Raw genomic sequence first — 15,024 nt, forward strand, 5'->3', positions numbered from 1 at the left:
AATAGGAGGCTTAAAAGGTTAATACTTTTTAAGCCTCCTTTTTTATTTGAGCCCTCATAAATTTCTCTTAAATTGTCCTCTTTTCAGAAAAAAATATAATTCATCAAAACCCAATGAATACCCCATCACCGCAACTTACTTTTTTATTTAAATTCCTGTTTCTTATTACAATACCCGTGTTTATTTCTTCCTGTTCCAATAAGGAAAAAAAAACTGAACAGGAAGCAGAGGAAAAAGAATATTTATTCACCCAAATGAAGAGCGGGGAAACGGGAATAAATTTCATAAACGATGTTAAAAATGGAAAAGACTTTAATATTTTCAAATACAGAAATTTTTATAATGGGGCCGGCGTAGGAATTGGGGATATTAATAATGATGGCCTTCCCGATGTTTACCTTACCTCCAATATGGGAGAAAACAAACTCTATTTAAACCAGGGAGATTTCAAATTCAAAGATATAACTGCCTCCTCCGGCACTGCCGGAAACCGTTCCTGGTCTACCGGGGTAACTATGGTAGATATTAATAATGATGGGCTGTTGGATATTTACGTTAGCAACGCCGGAAATATGGAGGGGGATGACAGGAGAAATGAATTATTCCTCAATAACGGCGATCTTACATTTACTGAAGCCGCAGCCAGTTACAAGCTTGATGAAAATGGATTTACCACTCACGCTGCCTTCTTTGATTATGACGGGGATGGGGATCTTGATGTCTATATTCTTAATAACAGTTTCATACCGGTATCAAGCCTGGGATATACTAATAAAAGGGACCTCAGGAGTGATGATTGGAACCTGCCGGAGGTTTTTAAAGGCGGTGGGGACAAGCTATTAAGAAATAATAACGGGATTTTTGAGGATGTGAGTGAGGAGGCAGGTATTTATGGAAGTCTCATAGGATTTGGACTGGGAGTAACCATAGGTGATGTTAACAATGACTATTTACCCGACATCTATGTGAGCAACGATTTTTACGAGCGTGATTACCTGTACATCAACCAGGGTGACGGCACTTTTAAAGAACAAATCAAAGATTATATTTCTCATCTAAGCCTTTCCTCAATGGGAGCAGATATGGCCGATATTAATAATGATGGGTTCCCGGAGATCTTTGTAACAGATATGCTTCCTGAGGATGATGAACGCCTCAAGAACACCAGTGAATTTGAGCGCTATGATCTTTATAAGCGTAAACTCGATAGTGATTTCTACCACCAGTATATGCAAAATACCCTGCAACTTAACAATACGAACAATACCTTTAGTGAGATTGCCTTTTATAGCGGGGTGGCAGAAACAGATTGGAGCTGGGGTGCTCTTATTTTTGACATGAATAACAATGGGTTTAAGGACATATTTGTGAGCAATGGGATCCTGCACGACCTTACCAACCAGGATTTCATGGATTTTTTTGCCAATGAGATCCTTCAAAAAATGGTGCTTACAGGAAAAAAGAAGGAATTTGATTCTATTCTCAACCAAATGCCCAGCACTCCTATCCCAAATTACGCATTTAAGAACAATGGCGATCTCACTTTTGACAAGGTAGCTGAGGAATGGGGATTTTCAACTCCCGGCTTCTCCAATGGATCGGCGTACGGCGACCTGGACGGGGATGGGGACCTGGACCTTATTGTGAATAATGTGAATATGGAATTATTTGTATACCGGAATAATTCCGAAAGAATGACTGAAAACAATTTCCTGAAGGTAAACCTAAAAGGGACAGGTAAAAACACCTTCGCTATTGGCAGCAGGGTTAACCTGTATGTGGACGGGAAGGTAATTTATCAGGAATTGATCCCTACCCGGGGTTTCCAGTCCTCCATAGATTACGCTCTTACTTTTGGTCTTGGCAATGCTAAAAAAATTGATTCTCTGCAGGTAATTTGGCCCAACCGCCAGACAGAAGTTGTCTACGGTCATGATGTAAATAAGGTCCTAATGCTGGATCAAAAAAATGCCGGATTTAATACCCTTAAAAATATTCCCCCTCCTACTCCACTTTTCAGTTTACAAGATCACCAACTCCGGGCTCATAAGGAAGATAATTATATAGACTTTGACTATGAAGGGCTCATCCACCAAATGCTGTCAAGGGAAGGTCCTGCTGTGGCTGTGGGAGATATAACCGGCGACGGGAACGATGATATATTCCTGGGAGGTGCACGTAACCAGGGAGGCACCTTATATGTTCAAAGATCTTCGGGAAAATTTACTGAGGTTAAAAATGATTCATTTTTTGCAGATGCTGAATTTGAGGACACCGATGCCATTTTTGCTGATGTTACCGGGAATGGTAAAAAAGATCTTATTGTGGTCTCCGGGGGTAATATTGGATATGCAGAAGGTTCGCTGTATCAAACAAGGCTTTATGAAAACCAGGGTAATGGTAAATTTGTACGATCAAAAAAAATAATTCCTTCAACTAAAAATAACGCAGCGGTTATTGTTGCACACGATTACGATGGAGATGGGGACATAGACCTGTTCATTGGTAGCAGAAGTGTTCCCGGAACATATGGTATAGACCCCTTACACCAACTTCTTGAAAATGATGGCTCCGGCAATTTTAAAGATGTTACCGAAGCAAAAGCTTTTGAATTAAAAGGAATGGGAATGATAACCTCTGCCACCTGGGAAGATATGGATAGTGATGGGAACAAGGACCTGGTAGTCGCCGGTGAATGGATGGCACCCAAAATCTTTAAGAACACTCCCCAGGGCCTTCTTCCCTGGAATACCAATCTTGATGAATTAACAGGGGCCTGGACAGCTGTGGCTGCAGTAGATATTAATGGCAATGGCCATATGGATCTTATCCTGGGCAACCGGGGAACCAATTCTTTTTATAATATCTCCGGGGACGGTCCTGTAAAGATGTACATCAATGATTTTGACAATAATGGTACCATTGAACAAATATTTACCCGCCCAATCAAAGGGAAAGATGTTCCGGTTCATTTAAGAAGGGAGCTTTCAGGTCAAATAGCTTCCCTTAAAAAGCAAAATCTGAAATTCTCTGAATATGCAAGAAGGTCCATTGACGACCTGTTTTCAAAAGAGATCATTGAAAGCTCAATTGTAAAGAATATTTCAACGTTTAAGAGTATAATAGCTATTAATAACGGAGACGGTACTTTTGCTCTGGAAGAATTACCCGCGCAGGTGCAACTCTCCAGCATACACGCAATTCAGGTTCTGGAAAGAGAGGGTGGTGCAAAAGAGATAATTCTGGCCGGTAATAATCATAATCTTAAACCTCAGTTTACACGACTGGATGCCAACCAGGGAATTATCCTTACAAGAAATAAAAACGGCGCTTATAAGGTAAAAAGTCCCCAGGAAACCGGCCTGTTATTAAATGGACAAGTGCGGGCCCTGCATTTATTATCCGCGGGAAATAGGCAAAAGCTCCTTCTGGCCGGAATGAATAATGAAAGTCCTGAAATATATAAACTGAATTAATGACAAGGTTGATCTGCCATACCCGGTCTTTTTGGTTCCTTGCCGTTATAGCCTGTTTAATCATAACCGGTTGCAAAGAGGATCCTAAGGAGAATTATTTATTCAGCACCCCGGCGGCTGAAGATTCTGGCCTCGAATTTATTAATACCCTTGTAGAAACTGACGCCTTAAACATCCTTGATTACCTGTATTTCTATAACGGAGGCGGGGTCGCAATTGGAGATATCAATAATGATGGCCTTCCGGATATTTACCTCACCGGCAACCAGGTACCCAACAAGCTCCTTTTAAATAAAGGAAACATGCAATTTGAGGATATTACTGAAGGTGCAGGTGTTGCAGGTAAATCCAACTGGAATACGGGGGTTACAATGGCCGATGTAAATGGGGACGGATTTCTTGATATTTACATTTGTGCTGTGGTAGGGATAAATGGCCTGCGTGGAAAGAACGAACTTTTCATCAATAATGGGGACAACACATTTACTGAAGAAGGTGAAATGTATGGGCTGGATCTTAAAAATTATTCATCTTCTGCCGCTTTTTTTGACTATGATAATGACGGCGACCTGGACATGTATCTTTTAAACCATGCCGTTCATACTGTAAACACATACGGGCCCGCAGAAATTAGAAATAATCGTACTGTTGAAAGCGGGGACAAATTATTTAGAAATGATAACGGAAAATTTGTAGATGTTAGCGAGGAAGCCGGGATATTTGGAGGGGCCAATGGTTACGGCCTGGGCCTTGCAACAGCCGACTTTAATAATGACGGCTATACCGATATCTATGTGAGCAACGATTTTCATGAAGATGATTATTATTATTTAAACAATGGAAATGGGACATTTACAGAGGTTTTGAAAGAAAAATTCACCCACGTGAGCAGGTTTTCCATGGGTAGTGATGTGGCCGATGTAAACAATGATGGATATATGGATATTCTTACCCTGGATATGCTGCCCGAGGATGAAAAGGTCCTTAAGGCCTCCATGGGCGATGACCCCCTGGATTTGCATAACATGAAGATCAACAGGCTTAATTACCACCAGCAGTATACACGTAATATGTTGCAAATAAACCGCAGCGGGGAATATTTTCAGGAAATGGGGTTGTACAGTGGTTTGGCAGCGACCGACTGGAGCTGGAGCCCTCTTTTTGTTGATCTTGACCTGGATGGTTATCAGGATGTATTTATTGCCACGGGGATACCCCGACGGCCTAATGATCTCGATTATATCAAATACGTCTCCAACAAACAAATCCAGCAAAAAATAACTACCACGAAACTGGTAGACCAAAAAGCGCTGGATATGATGCCATCCGGGAAAGTTCACAATTACATTCTTCAGGGATCAAAAAATTTAAAATTCAGCGATCGTTCCGGAAGATGGCTCAGCAGGGATTCCATTATTTCTACAGGTGCTGCCTGGGGCGACCTTAATAATAATGGTGCTATGGATATAGTAACCAATAACATTAACCATCCCGCTACTTTATACGTAAACAATTCCGCAGGAAATTCAGCCTATCTCAAGATCAAAATGAATTTTACTGCCCCCAACACCTTTGGAATAGGTTCAAAAGTGATCTCTTACCAACAGGGTAAGGTTCAGGTTAAACAATTATATACTACCAGGGGATTCCAGTCCTCATCAGAGCCTGTTATACATTTTGGTTATGGCGACCTTCAAAGAGTAGATTCCCTGCTGCTTATATGGCCGGATAATACAGTTGAAAGATTGTACGATATAGAGGTAAACCAAACCCTTAGCCTGGTACCGGGAAAAGAAAGGGAAAAAGTAGATTATAAAAAGGTATTTCCTAAATCCGCACCCCTTTTCAGTAAAGTTGACTCCATCCCGGGAATAGATTACCGGCATAAAGAAAATAACTATGTTGACTTCAACCGGCAAAAACTAATCCCGTACAAGATCTCAAACAGGGGTCCTGCCACGGTGGTAGCCGATCTTAACGGGGATGGATTGGATGATATTTTCTTAGGAGGCTCAAAACTAAATCCTTCGAAGATCTATTTTCAAACCAATAAGGGTTTTGCAGCACAGGATTTCAATGAGATTTTAAATGATTCTATTACAGAGGATATTTCGGCAATTGCAGAAGATCTTAACAATAATGGTAACCTGGACCTCTTCGTGGTCTCGGGTGGAGGGGAATTCTATGGTGAAAGCAAAGCCCTGCTTGACAGGCATTATATGAATGAGGGAACAACATTCAGCAAAAAGGAGCTTCCCTCCTATTTTGAGAATGGAATGGTGGTAAAGGCCTTTGATTATGATAAGGATGGATATAAAGACCTGTTTGTTGGTGGGGGTGCAGTATCCAATGACTTTGGGAAAACCCCGGGTTCTTACCTTCTAAGAAACAACAAAGGAAAATTCGAAATAGTCCAAAATGAGGAACTAAAACATATTGGAATGGTTACAGATGCCGTTTGGACAGATTTTGACAGGGATGGCCACACAGACCTTATAGTTGTGGGAGAATGGATGAGTCCGAGGTTTTTTAGAAATGAAAACGGAAATTTAAAAGACAGGACTTCCCAATTTACTAAAGATGGTCTCCATGGACTATGGCAAACCATCATCCCCTTCGACATCAACGGAGATGGAAAAATGGATTATCTTCTTGGCAACTGGGGATTAAATACAAAATTTCGAGCCACCGTGAAAGAGCCGTTGAGAATGTATTATGCAGATTTTGATGGAAATGGCAGCACGGAGACCATAGTGGCTTATGCGAAAAACAGCAAATATTATCCTGCTGCGGGACTGGATGAATTGGTTAGCCAGCTATCTTTTCTAAGAAAGAAGTTTCCTGCATACAAGGACTTTGCAGGGAAGACCATTGAAGAGATCTTTGAAAAAGAGCAGCTTGAAAAAGCAGATCTTTTAACGGTACAAACATTGGCTTCAGGATATTTGCTTAATTCCGGCGGAACATTTACTTTTAAAGCGTTTGAAGCTCCTCTTCAAGTGGCACCTGTTACCTCCTTTTTGGTGGAAGATTTTACCAGCGATGGAAAAAAAGAGGTGCTGATTGCTGGAAATTATTTTGGAGTTACCCCTTACCACGGGAATTTTAGCAGTCTTGCAGGAGCTATGATAACCTCCACAGGAAGAATAATTGAAGGAGATCAACTGGGGCTTAACCTTACACAAAAAAGTGTAAGAGGAATGGCACTCATAATGATTAGAGGAGAAAGATTTTTAATGGTAACTGTGAATAATGATAAACCTCAATTCTACAAACTTGGAAAATAGAATGAAAAAAATGCTGGGTGTTTTTTTAGTGGTGATTTTCCTTGGTAGCTGTAAAAAGGAGGTTTCCCCTATTGAAATCACTGCCGGTGATTACCATAATGCTATGGATCGTTTGACGAACATTATGGTACATGACATTTTCTCTCCTCCCGTGGCCAGTAGAATTTATGCCTATTCCAATATAGCCGCTTATGAGGTACTGGTTAAAGGAAATAATGACCTTAGATCCTTTTCTCATACATATAAAGATTTTGAACCAATACCGGAACCCGATTCAACTGTAACCATCAATTATCAGCTGGCAGCCCTTATCGCGCATATTGAAATGGGGAAACAGCTTATATTTTCAGAAAACGAAATTCTCACCTATCGTGATAGTCTCTATTCCAGCTGGGAGAAACTGAATAAGGAGGAATTTGAAGTTTCAAAAAGTTATGGGATACAGGTAGCGACCCATGTTGCAAATTGGAAAAATAAGGACAATTACAATGAAACCCGTACATTGCCAAAATTCTCCATTTATTCAGATGAAGCTCATCGCTGGCAGCCCACTCCCCCGCTATATATGGATGGAATTGAACCACATTGGGCAAAAATAAGAACATTTTCCCTGGACTCTGCATCTCAATTTCAGCCTGGCTCCCCACCGGAATTTTCCCTGGATAAAAGCTCTAAATTCCGGCAGGAACTCATGGAAGTTTATTCCATAAGACACTCTCTTGATTCCCTGGGAGATGATAGTGAAGAGTTAGAAATGGCCAGGTTCTGGGATTGCAACCCTTATGTCTCAACCCAACGGGGGCATTTAATGTTCGCAACAAAAAAAATCACCCCTGGTGGCCATTGGTTGGGGATCACCAAAATTGCGAGTAAAAAGAAAAATCTGGATTTTGATAATACTGTATATGCCTATACCGCTACCTCTCTTGCAATCGCCGATGCTTTTATAAGCTGTTGGGATGAAAAATATAAAAGAGAGTTGATTAGGCCCGAAACCCTTATTAATAGTTTTGTAGACGAAAACTGGACCCCTGTCCTGCAAACACCTCCTTTTCCGGAATATCCCAGTGGACATTCTGTAGTTTCCGGCGCGGCTGCAACAGTATTGACCCAATTGTTTGGGGAAGATTTTTCCTATGAGGATGATACCGAAGTACCCTATGGACTGCCGGTAAGGTCATTCACATCTTTCCATCAGGCTGCTAATGAAGCCGCATTGAGCAGGTTGTATGGAGGAATTCATTATAGAAGCGCCATTGAGGATGGTTTAACACAGGGATTGAGCCTTGGGGCGTTTGTTGTTAAAGATTTGAACCTCCAACCCTTAAACCTGTAATTTCCTCCTGTTTAATGCTAAAAAAGATTTTACGCATTTTTTTGCTCCTGCTTTTTCTATTAGGAGTATGGTATTTTGGCTTAAAAAATTATGACTATTCCATTAATTTCAATGTGTCTGCATTACCCGGAGAAGTCTATCAGAAACTGCTGGTATATGATTATAAAATCCTCGAAAATCCTTCAGTCCAGGAGCGCATTCCTTTCAAAAGGCTGGAACAAACTGCAACAATTAATGATACAGGTCTAAATTTAAGCTGGCGGTTTGAAGAAAAGAATGATTCTATAAGCAGGATAAGGGTGCTTGTAAATCAGGAAAACAGGTTCATTTCCAGGCTCCAGATGCTCACCGGGCGCAATGATATTCAAAAGAAAATTTCCAGGGAAGCAAAACGGCTCAAATTAGCGTTGGAATTGGATAGTGAACAGTATAAGGTAGAAATAGTAGGGATCGAAAAATCCCCTGCTGCTACCTGTGCATGTATATCATTGGAAAATGATGTGAATAAAAAGGCCGGGGATATGATGCAAACTATTGGAAAACTGGCAGCCTTTCTAAAATTAAACAATTTGGAAATGGCAGGGAAGCCAAGAATTCAGGTTAACTCCTGGGATCTTCGCGCACACACTATCACCTATGAGTTTTGTTTCCCTGTGGAAAATAAAAATATAACAATGCCGGTTAATGATATTTATCTTAAGGATTTTCCTTCCAAAAAATCTATTCACGCGATCTATAAAGGAAATTATATGTATTCCCACCTTGCCTGGATAAGGATCCATAACTATGCTGAAAAGACGGGATATGAAATTAATAATTCCCCTCTGGAGATTTTTCAGGAGAATCCGGAGCTGGGGGGAGACTCCCGGTTTTGGAGGGCAGATATTTATGTCCCGTTGAAATAATTATATGTTCATCTAAACGTTCGGCCATAAAAAAAGGGGCTTCTATTTCGAGCCCCTTTTGGAATTTGTAGTTGTTATAATTTTATAATGACATTGCTTTCCCGTTTCCTAATTCGCTAACAGGCCCACAAGGGATATACTCTCCCGGTATTGGATCATACCAAAGCACATTCTCACCAATTTGTTCACTTGTCTTCCAGGCCCAGATCCCCATTCCCCTAACATCAGTCAGGTACGAATACGCACCTGCTTCAAAATCAAGGTTCTCTTCGGGATCCTTATCCATAGGATCCTGGGTTTCTGTATTGCGGCGAATGTAATCTTCCCTTATTTCAGGGGTAGCCCTTAAATATTTATCTACGATCTGTCGATATTCCTCTTCATCTCCTTTTTCAAGGTCCTTATCAAACTGGTCTTTGAAAGCTGCGGCAAAAGCACTGGCGCTTCGGTTAAAGTTTTCTCTGCGCTCTTCACTTGCAACTTCATCCATATAGGAATCAATAAAGTTGGCTATATTCAGCTCATTAGCCCCGGGAGTATCTGTAGCAGGAAGAATTACCTCCAAAATCTGTTTTAAGGCGAAACCATTTGCGGCAGAAAGGAAAATTGGTTCCCAGGTTACCTTTGGATCTTTCTTACAACTTTGCAGCAGGCTAAGTGTGGTAGGTCCCACAACTATGATCCCGGCACCCAATCCTATATTTTTTAATGCTTGTCTTCTGTTCATAATACTATCTTATGCATTGGACTTTTTGAAATTCTTTGACGCATGGTCGGCGGCCCGCGCCGTCATGGCCATATAGGTCAACGATGGATTCTGGCAGGCGGCAGAGGTCATAAAACTACCATCTGTAACATATACATTTGGAACATCATGAACCTGATTGTTTCCATTAAGGACAGAAGTTTTACGGTCTCGTCCCATTCTGGCCGTTCCCATTTCATGAATTCCCAGACCCGGCGCTCCAATATCGTCATATCCGCTCACATCTTTAAAGCCTGCCTTTTCAAGCATAGCCACTGCCTGTTCTACCATATCTTTACGCATTTTAAGCTCGTTCTCCTTAAATTCTGCATCAAAGGTTATGGTGGGTAATCCCCATTCATCTACCTTGTTATAATCCAGGGTCATTTTATTTTCGTGATAAGGCAGCGTTTCTCCAAAGCCCATTAATCCCATGTTCCATCCACCGGGTTTAATAATCGCTTCTTTTAGTTCTTTTCCATATCCCGCTTCTGCCACACTCGCGGCCCAGTCGCCACGGCTGGCTCCTCCCTGGTATCCATACCCGCGGGTAAAGCCAAGGTTTTCATTGCCATTCAGGTTTCTGAAACGGGGTAAATAGATCCCATTTGGCTTTCGGCCTTTATAATACATATCTTCAAAGCCTTCATATTTCCCGGATGCTCCGGCCTTGAAATGATGATCCATCACGTTATGTCCCAATTCCCCACTGTCATTACCCATTCCGTTAGGAAAACGATCAGATTTTGATTGCATTAAAATACTGGTGGAGGCAATAGCAGAGGCACAAAGAAAGATTACGTTGGCTTTATATTCTATGGTCTCCTTGGTTTCAGCATCAATAATTTTTACCCCGGTAGCTCTTTTCGTATTGGCATCATACATTACCTCATGCACCACAGAATTTGGCCTTAAGGTCATATTTCCGGTACGTTCTGCCGCGGGTAAGGTGGAAGAGTTACTGCTAAAATAGGCGCCATAAGGACAACCTCTTATACACCTGTTTCTATACTGGCAAGGGGCACGGCCTTCAAAAGGTTTATCACTTGTAATATGTGCTACCCTTCCCGGGGTAAGAACCCTGCCTTCAAAATTTTCAGCTAAATTCTTTTTCAGGTGATCTTCCACACAATTCAGTTCCATTGGTGGCAGGAATTTACCATCTGGTAACTGGCTTAAACCAAGGTTTTCCCCACTTATTCCTACAAAAGATTCAACATAATCATACCATGGAGCAATATCCTTATAACGAATTGGCCAGTCTACAGCAACACCTTCTTTCTGGTTGGCCGTAAAATCTAGATCGCTTAAACGGTAACTGTGTCTTCCCCACATAATTGATCTGCCCCCCACATGATAACCTCTCATCCAGTCAAATCTTTTCACTTCGTTATAGGGATGTTTCACATCATCTACAAACCAATGTTTGCTGGCTTCATTCACAGTATAACCTGTCCTGGCCTGTTTCTCCTGTCTTTTAACTTCCTCACGGGGAACTTGTCCTTTGAACTTATAATCCCAGGGATCATCATTCATAGTAGGGTAATCTTCAATGTGTTTTACCATACGGCCTCTTTCAAGCACCAAAGTTTTAAAACCCTTTTCACATAATTCTTTAGCAGCCCAACCGCCACTAATGCCGGTACCTACCACAATAGCGTCATAGGTGTGGTTTTCATAAATTTTACTCACAATCTGGTTATTAGTTAACAATTTGGGTTAAAGTACAAACCCAAATATATCAATTATTGTGTATTATTTTACAGGTTTAAAAAAAAGTATACATTTAAGATTCCTAAAAACCGAAAAATATTTGGATTTAAATTAACCCTATAACTAACCAAAATGAATCAACCTTTGAAAAAAATCCTCTCCTCTTCTCTACTCGCTTTCTTCATGATTACGGCAATATCTTCTTGTAAAAATGAAGTGAAAAATGAATCTCAAACCGCCGGTGAGCAAATTGAGGAAAATGTGGCTGAAGACCTGTTTTTTAAACTTTCCCTGGCTCAATGGTCTTTGAACAAGCCAATTTTTGAAGGAAAAATGGACCCTCTGGATTTTGCAGAAAAGGCAAGCGAGATGGGTTTTGAAGGCATTGAGTATGTGAGTGGGCTTTATAATCCCTGGTTGGAAAAAGCCGGAAATTCACCTGAAGCTTTTCAAAACCTTCTGGACACTCTTAAAAACAGAAGCGAAAGATATAATGTAGAAAATGTTCTAATAATGGTAGATGGCGAAGGGGATCTGGCTACACCTAACGATATGGCAAGAAACCAGGCCGTAGAAAACCATAAAAAATGGGTAGATGCTGCTGAATTTCTTGGGGCGGGTGCTATAAGAGTAAATTTGTTTGGAAGTGAAAAGCCTGAAGAGTGGAAAACAGCTTCTATAGACGGTCTAAAAAAACTCTCTGAATATGCCGCCGGTAAAAATGTAAATGTTGTGGTAGAAAATCATGGGGGCCTTTCTTCAAACGCCGCGTTATTGGTAGAAGTGATCCAGGGCGTAAATATGGAGAATTGTGGAACCCTTCCAGATTTTGGGAATTTTTGTTTAAAGCGTGAAGGCGGTGCCCAATGGGAAGCAACCTGTTTAGAAGACTACCCTAAATATCAGGGAGTAGAAGAAATGATGCCATATGCTAAAGCGGTAAGCGCAAAATCCTATGAGTTTAATGAGAACGGGCAGGAAACTTCTATTGATTACAACAGGATGTTGCAAATAATAAAAGATTCCGGATATACGGGTTATATTGGGGTAGAATTTGAAGGGCAAAATATAAGCGCAGAAGAGGGAATCCTTGCAACAAAACAACTTCTTACAGAAGAAGGAAAACAATTAAACTAAAATTATAGAACCCCACAAATGAAAAATTTAGTACGATTTCAATTGTCTACCATGATGTTCCTCGAATTCTTTATTTGGGGAGGCTGGTTTGTTACTTTGGGAACTTTTCTTGGTAATAATCTTGATGCTACGGGGGGGCAAACCGCCATGGCATTTTCAACACAATCCTGGGGGGCAATAATTGCTCCCTTTATAATAGGACTTATAGCCGACAGATTTTTTAATGCTGAACGAATCCTGGGTATCCTTCACCTTGTGGGGGCTGGCCTGCTATATATGATGTACCAAAGTGATGACTTTGCTACCTTCTATCCCTTTGTCCTTGGATACATGATCATTTACATGCCTACTCTTGCCCTGGTAAATTCAATATCATTTTATCAAATGAATGATCCCGAGAAACAATTCTCCGGCATACGGGTATTTGGAACTTTGGGATGGATAATTGCCGGGTTGGTAATTAGCCTGGTATTTGCATGGGATGCTCCCGAAGCCCTTGCCGCTGGTATGCTTAGATATACTTTTCTTATGGTTGCAATAGCCTCGGCTGTTTTGGGGCTTTTCAGTTTTACACTGCCAAAGACTCCACCAAGCAGCAAAGGTGAAAAGGTTACTTTAAGGGATATTCTGGGTCTGGAAGCCCTGGCATTGTTAAAAGGAAGAAATTTTCTTATGTTCTTTTTATCTTCAGTGCTTATATGTATTCCACTGGCTTTTTATTATCAAAATGCAAACCCATTCCTGGCTGAAGTTGGAATGGCAGATCCCACCGCGATGATGACCATTGGCCAGGTTTCTGAAGTCCTCTTTCTATTATTGTTGCCCTTCTTTTTTAAGAAATTTGGCTTTAAGGTTACCTTGCTCGCGGGAATGCTTGCCTGGGCACTCCGGTACCTGCTATTTGCATATGGCAACGCCGGCGAATTGGTTTACATGCTTGTATTGGGGATAGCTTTACATGGAATTTGTTATGACTTTTTCTTTGTAGCCGGACAAATCTATACAGACTCCAAAGCAGGGCCTAAGATCAAAAGTGCCGCTCAGGGGTTAATTACCCTGGCCACTTATGGTGTAGGGATGCTTATTGGATTTTGGGTGGCAGGACAAATAAGTGATATGTACCTAAACCCGGACGGCAGCCATGACTGGGAAAGTATTTGGATAGTTCCTGCCATATTTGCTTTTGTGGTAATGATATTATTTGCTATTTTCTTCAAAAATGAAAAGCTTGACAAAAAGGTAGTAGAAAACATTTAAAATTAAATAAATGAGTAAAAAAATAAAATTGGCAATCCTGGGTGGTGGTGGTGATTCGCTTATTGGAATTCTTCACAGGGTGGCATCTGCAATGTTTGACCAATTTGAGTTGGTGGGCGGTGTTTTTAATCCGGACCTTGAAGAAAGTAAAAAATTTGCCCGTGAAATTGGTATTGAAACAAACAGGGTCTATAAGGATCTGGAATCCTTTATAGCTTCAGAGAGGGCTATGAATGAAGATGAGAGGGTTCAGGTAGTGTCTATCCTTACCCCAAATTTCCTCCATTTTCCTATGGCCAAGCAGCTCCTGGAAAATAATTTTCATGTTATTTGTGAAAAGCCCCTCACCACTACCTTTGAAGAGGCAAAGATTTTGCAGGAAACACAAAAAAAATCCAATTCCATATTCGCCGTAACTTATACCTATACCGGATATCCTATGGTGCGCCAAATGCGTGAAATGATAGCGGATGGCGTCCTTGGCAGGATCCAGAAAATAGATGTGCAATATTACCAGGGTTGGATCAACCCAATTATCCATGATGAGGAAAAAAGGGCAAACACCTGGAGATTGGATCCGGAAAAATCTGGTATTAGCTGCTGTGTAGGAGATATTGGAACGCACGCTTTTGACATGATCGAATACGTAAGCGGACTGGAGATAAAGAAGATCCTGGCAGACCTTAATTATCTTTATAAAGATAACCGTATGGATATTGACGGTACAATTTTACTGCGCTTTGATGAATTTGTAAAAGGCGTTATAAGGACCAGCCAGATTGCCACAGGGGAAGAAAATAATTTTACCGTAAGCATATACGGTGAAAAAGCAGGGCTTAAATGGGAACAGGAAAACCCAAATTACCTTTACCTTCTTGAGGAGGGCGAACCTATGCGGGTCCTTAAACCAGGCCATGTTTATAACAGCAAGTTGTCCCTGGATGGCACAAAACTTCCACCCGGGCATCCCGAGGGAATTTTCGATTCGATGGGTAATATTTACAAGGGAGTAGCACGGGCTATTAGAAATGAGCCTTATCATCCCGGGGAATTTCCTACAATGCGGGATGGAGTTCGAGGCATGAATTTTATAGAAAAAGCTGTAGAGTCTCACCAGAAAGGGAATATTTGGATAGAAATTGAAGACTAATAATCACATAAAATAATT

Annotated in this window: 9 protein-coding genes; 7 read left to right on the plus strand and 2 right to left on the minus strand. The window is 41.0% G+C overall.

The features are described 5' to 3' along the window. Nucleotides 1-113 precede the first annotated feature (113 nt). The 4 genes from FK178_RS05950 to FK178_RS05965 are packed head-to-tail and all read left to right on the plus strand — an operon-like array spanning nucleotide 114 to nucleotide 9,004. A complete protein-coding gene (locus FK178_RS05950; protein ID WP_146832107.1) occupies nucleotides 114-3,476 on the plus strand; it encodes a VCBS repeat-containing protein in 3,363 nt (1,120 codons plus the stop codon). Continuing rightward, on the plus strand, nucleotides 3,476-6,763 hold the full coding sequence (locus tag FK178_RS05955) for a VCBS repeat-containing protein (protein ID WP_146832110.1): 3,288 nt from the start codon (nucleotides 3,476-3,478) through the stop codon (nucleotides 6,761-6,763). Before FK178_RS05950 ends, FK178_RS05955 begins: the two co-directional genes overlap by 1 nt. 1 nt (nucleotide 6,764) lies before the next feature. Beyond that, nucleotides 6,765-8,099: a vanadium-dependent haloperoxidase gene (locus tag FK178_RS05960; RefSeq protein WP_146832113.1), complete on the plus strand. Its 1,335-nt coding sequence runs from the start codon at nucleotides 6,765-6,767 to the stop codon at nucleotides 8,097-8,099. A 14-nt stretch (nucleotides 8,100-8,113) separates the two neighbouring features. After that, a complete protein-coding gene (locus tag FK178_RS05965; protein ID WP_146832116.1) occupies nucleotides 8,114-9,004 on the plus strand; it encodes a hypothetical protein in 891 nt (296 codons plus the stop codon). An 82-nt stretch (nucleotides 9,005-9,086) separates the two neighbouring features. Here FK178_RS05965 and FK178_RS05970 read toward each other — a convergent pair whose 3' ends face one another. Both FK178_RS05970 and FK178_RS05975 read right to left on the minus strand, forming a co-directional pair. After that, nucleotides 9,087-9,731, minus strand: a complete 645-nt coding sequence (locus FK178_RS05970; RefSeq protein WP_146832119.1) for a gluconate 2-dehydrogenase subunit 3 family protein — start codon at nucleotides 9,729-9,731, stop codon at nucleotides 9,087-9,089. 9 nt (nucleotides 9,732-9,740) lie between these two features. Then, nucleotides 9,741-11,441: a GMC oxidoreductase gene (locus FK178_RS05975; protein WP_240793903.1), complete on the minus strand. Its 1,701-nt coding sequence runs from the start codon at nucleotides 11,439-11,441 to the stop codon at nucleotides 9,741-9,743. Nucleotides 11,442-11,606: 165 nt separating this feature from the next. Between FK178_RS05975 and FK178_RS05980 the strand changes: the two genes are divergently transcribed. From FK178_RS05980 to FK178_RS05990, 3 genes are read left to right on the plus strand one after another with little or no spacing between them, the layout of a single operon-like run. Further along, nucleotides 11,607-12,599 carry a sugar phosphate isomerase/epimerase family protein gene (locus FK178_RS05980; protein WP_240793904.1) on the plus strand — a complete coding sequence of 331 codons (993 nt, stop codon included), beginning with the start codon at nucleotides 11,607-11,609 and terminating at the stop codon, nucleotides 12,597-12,599. An 18-nt stretch (nucleotides 12,600-12,617) separates the two neighbouring features. Then, nucleotides 12,618-13,856: a nucleoside permease gene (locus FK178_RS05985; RefSeq protein ID WP_146832126.1), complete on the plus strand. Its 1,239-nt coding sequence runs from the start codon at nucleotides 12,618-12,620 to the stop codon at nucleotides 13,854-13,856. 10 nt (nucleotides 13,857-13,866) lie between these two features. After that, entirely contained in the window at nucleotides 13,867-15,006 is a 1,140-nt protein-coding gene (locus tag FK178_RS05990; RefSeq protein ID WP_146832129.1) for a Gfo/Idh/MocA family protein, read from the plus strand. The last annotated feature ends 18 nt before the right edge of the window (nucleotides 15,007-15,024 follow it).

This window comes from Antarcticibacterium arcticum (assembly GCF_007993795.1).
Taxonomy (GTDB): Bacteria; Bacteroidota; Bacteroidia; order Flavobacteriales; family Flavobacteriaceae; genus Gillisia; species Gillisia arctica.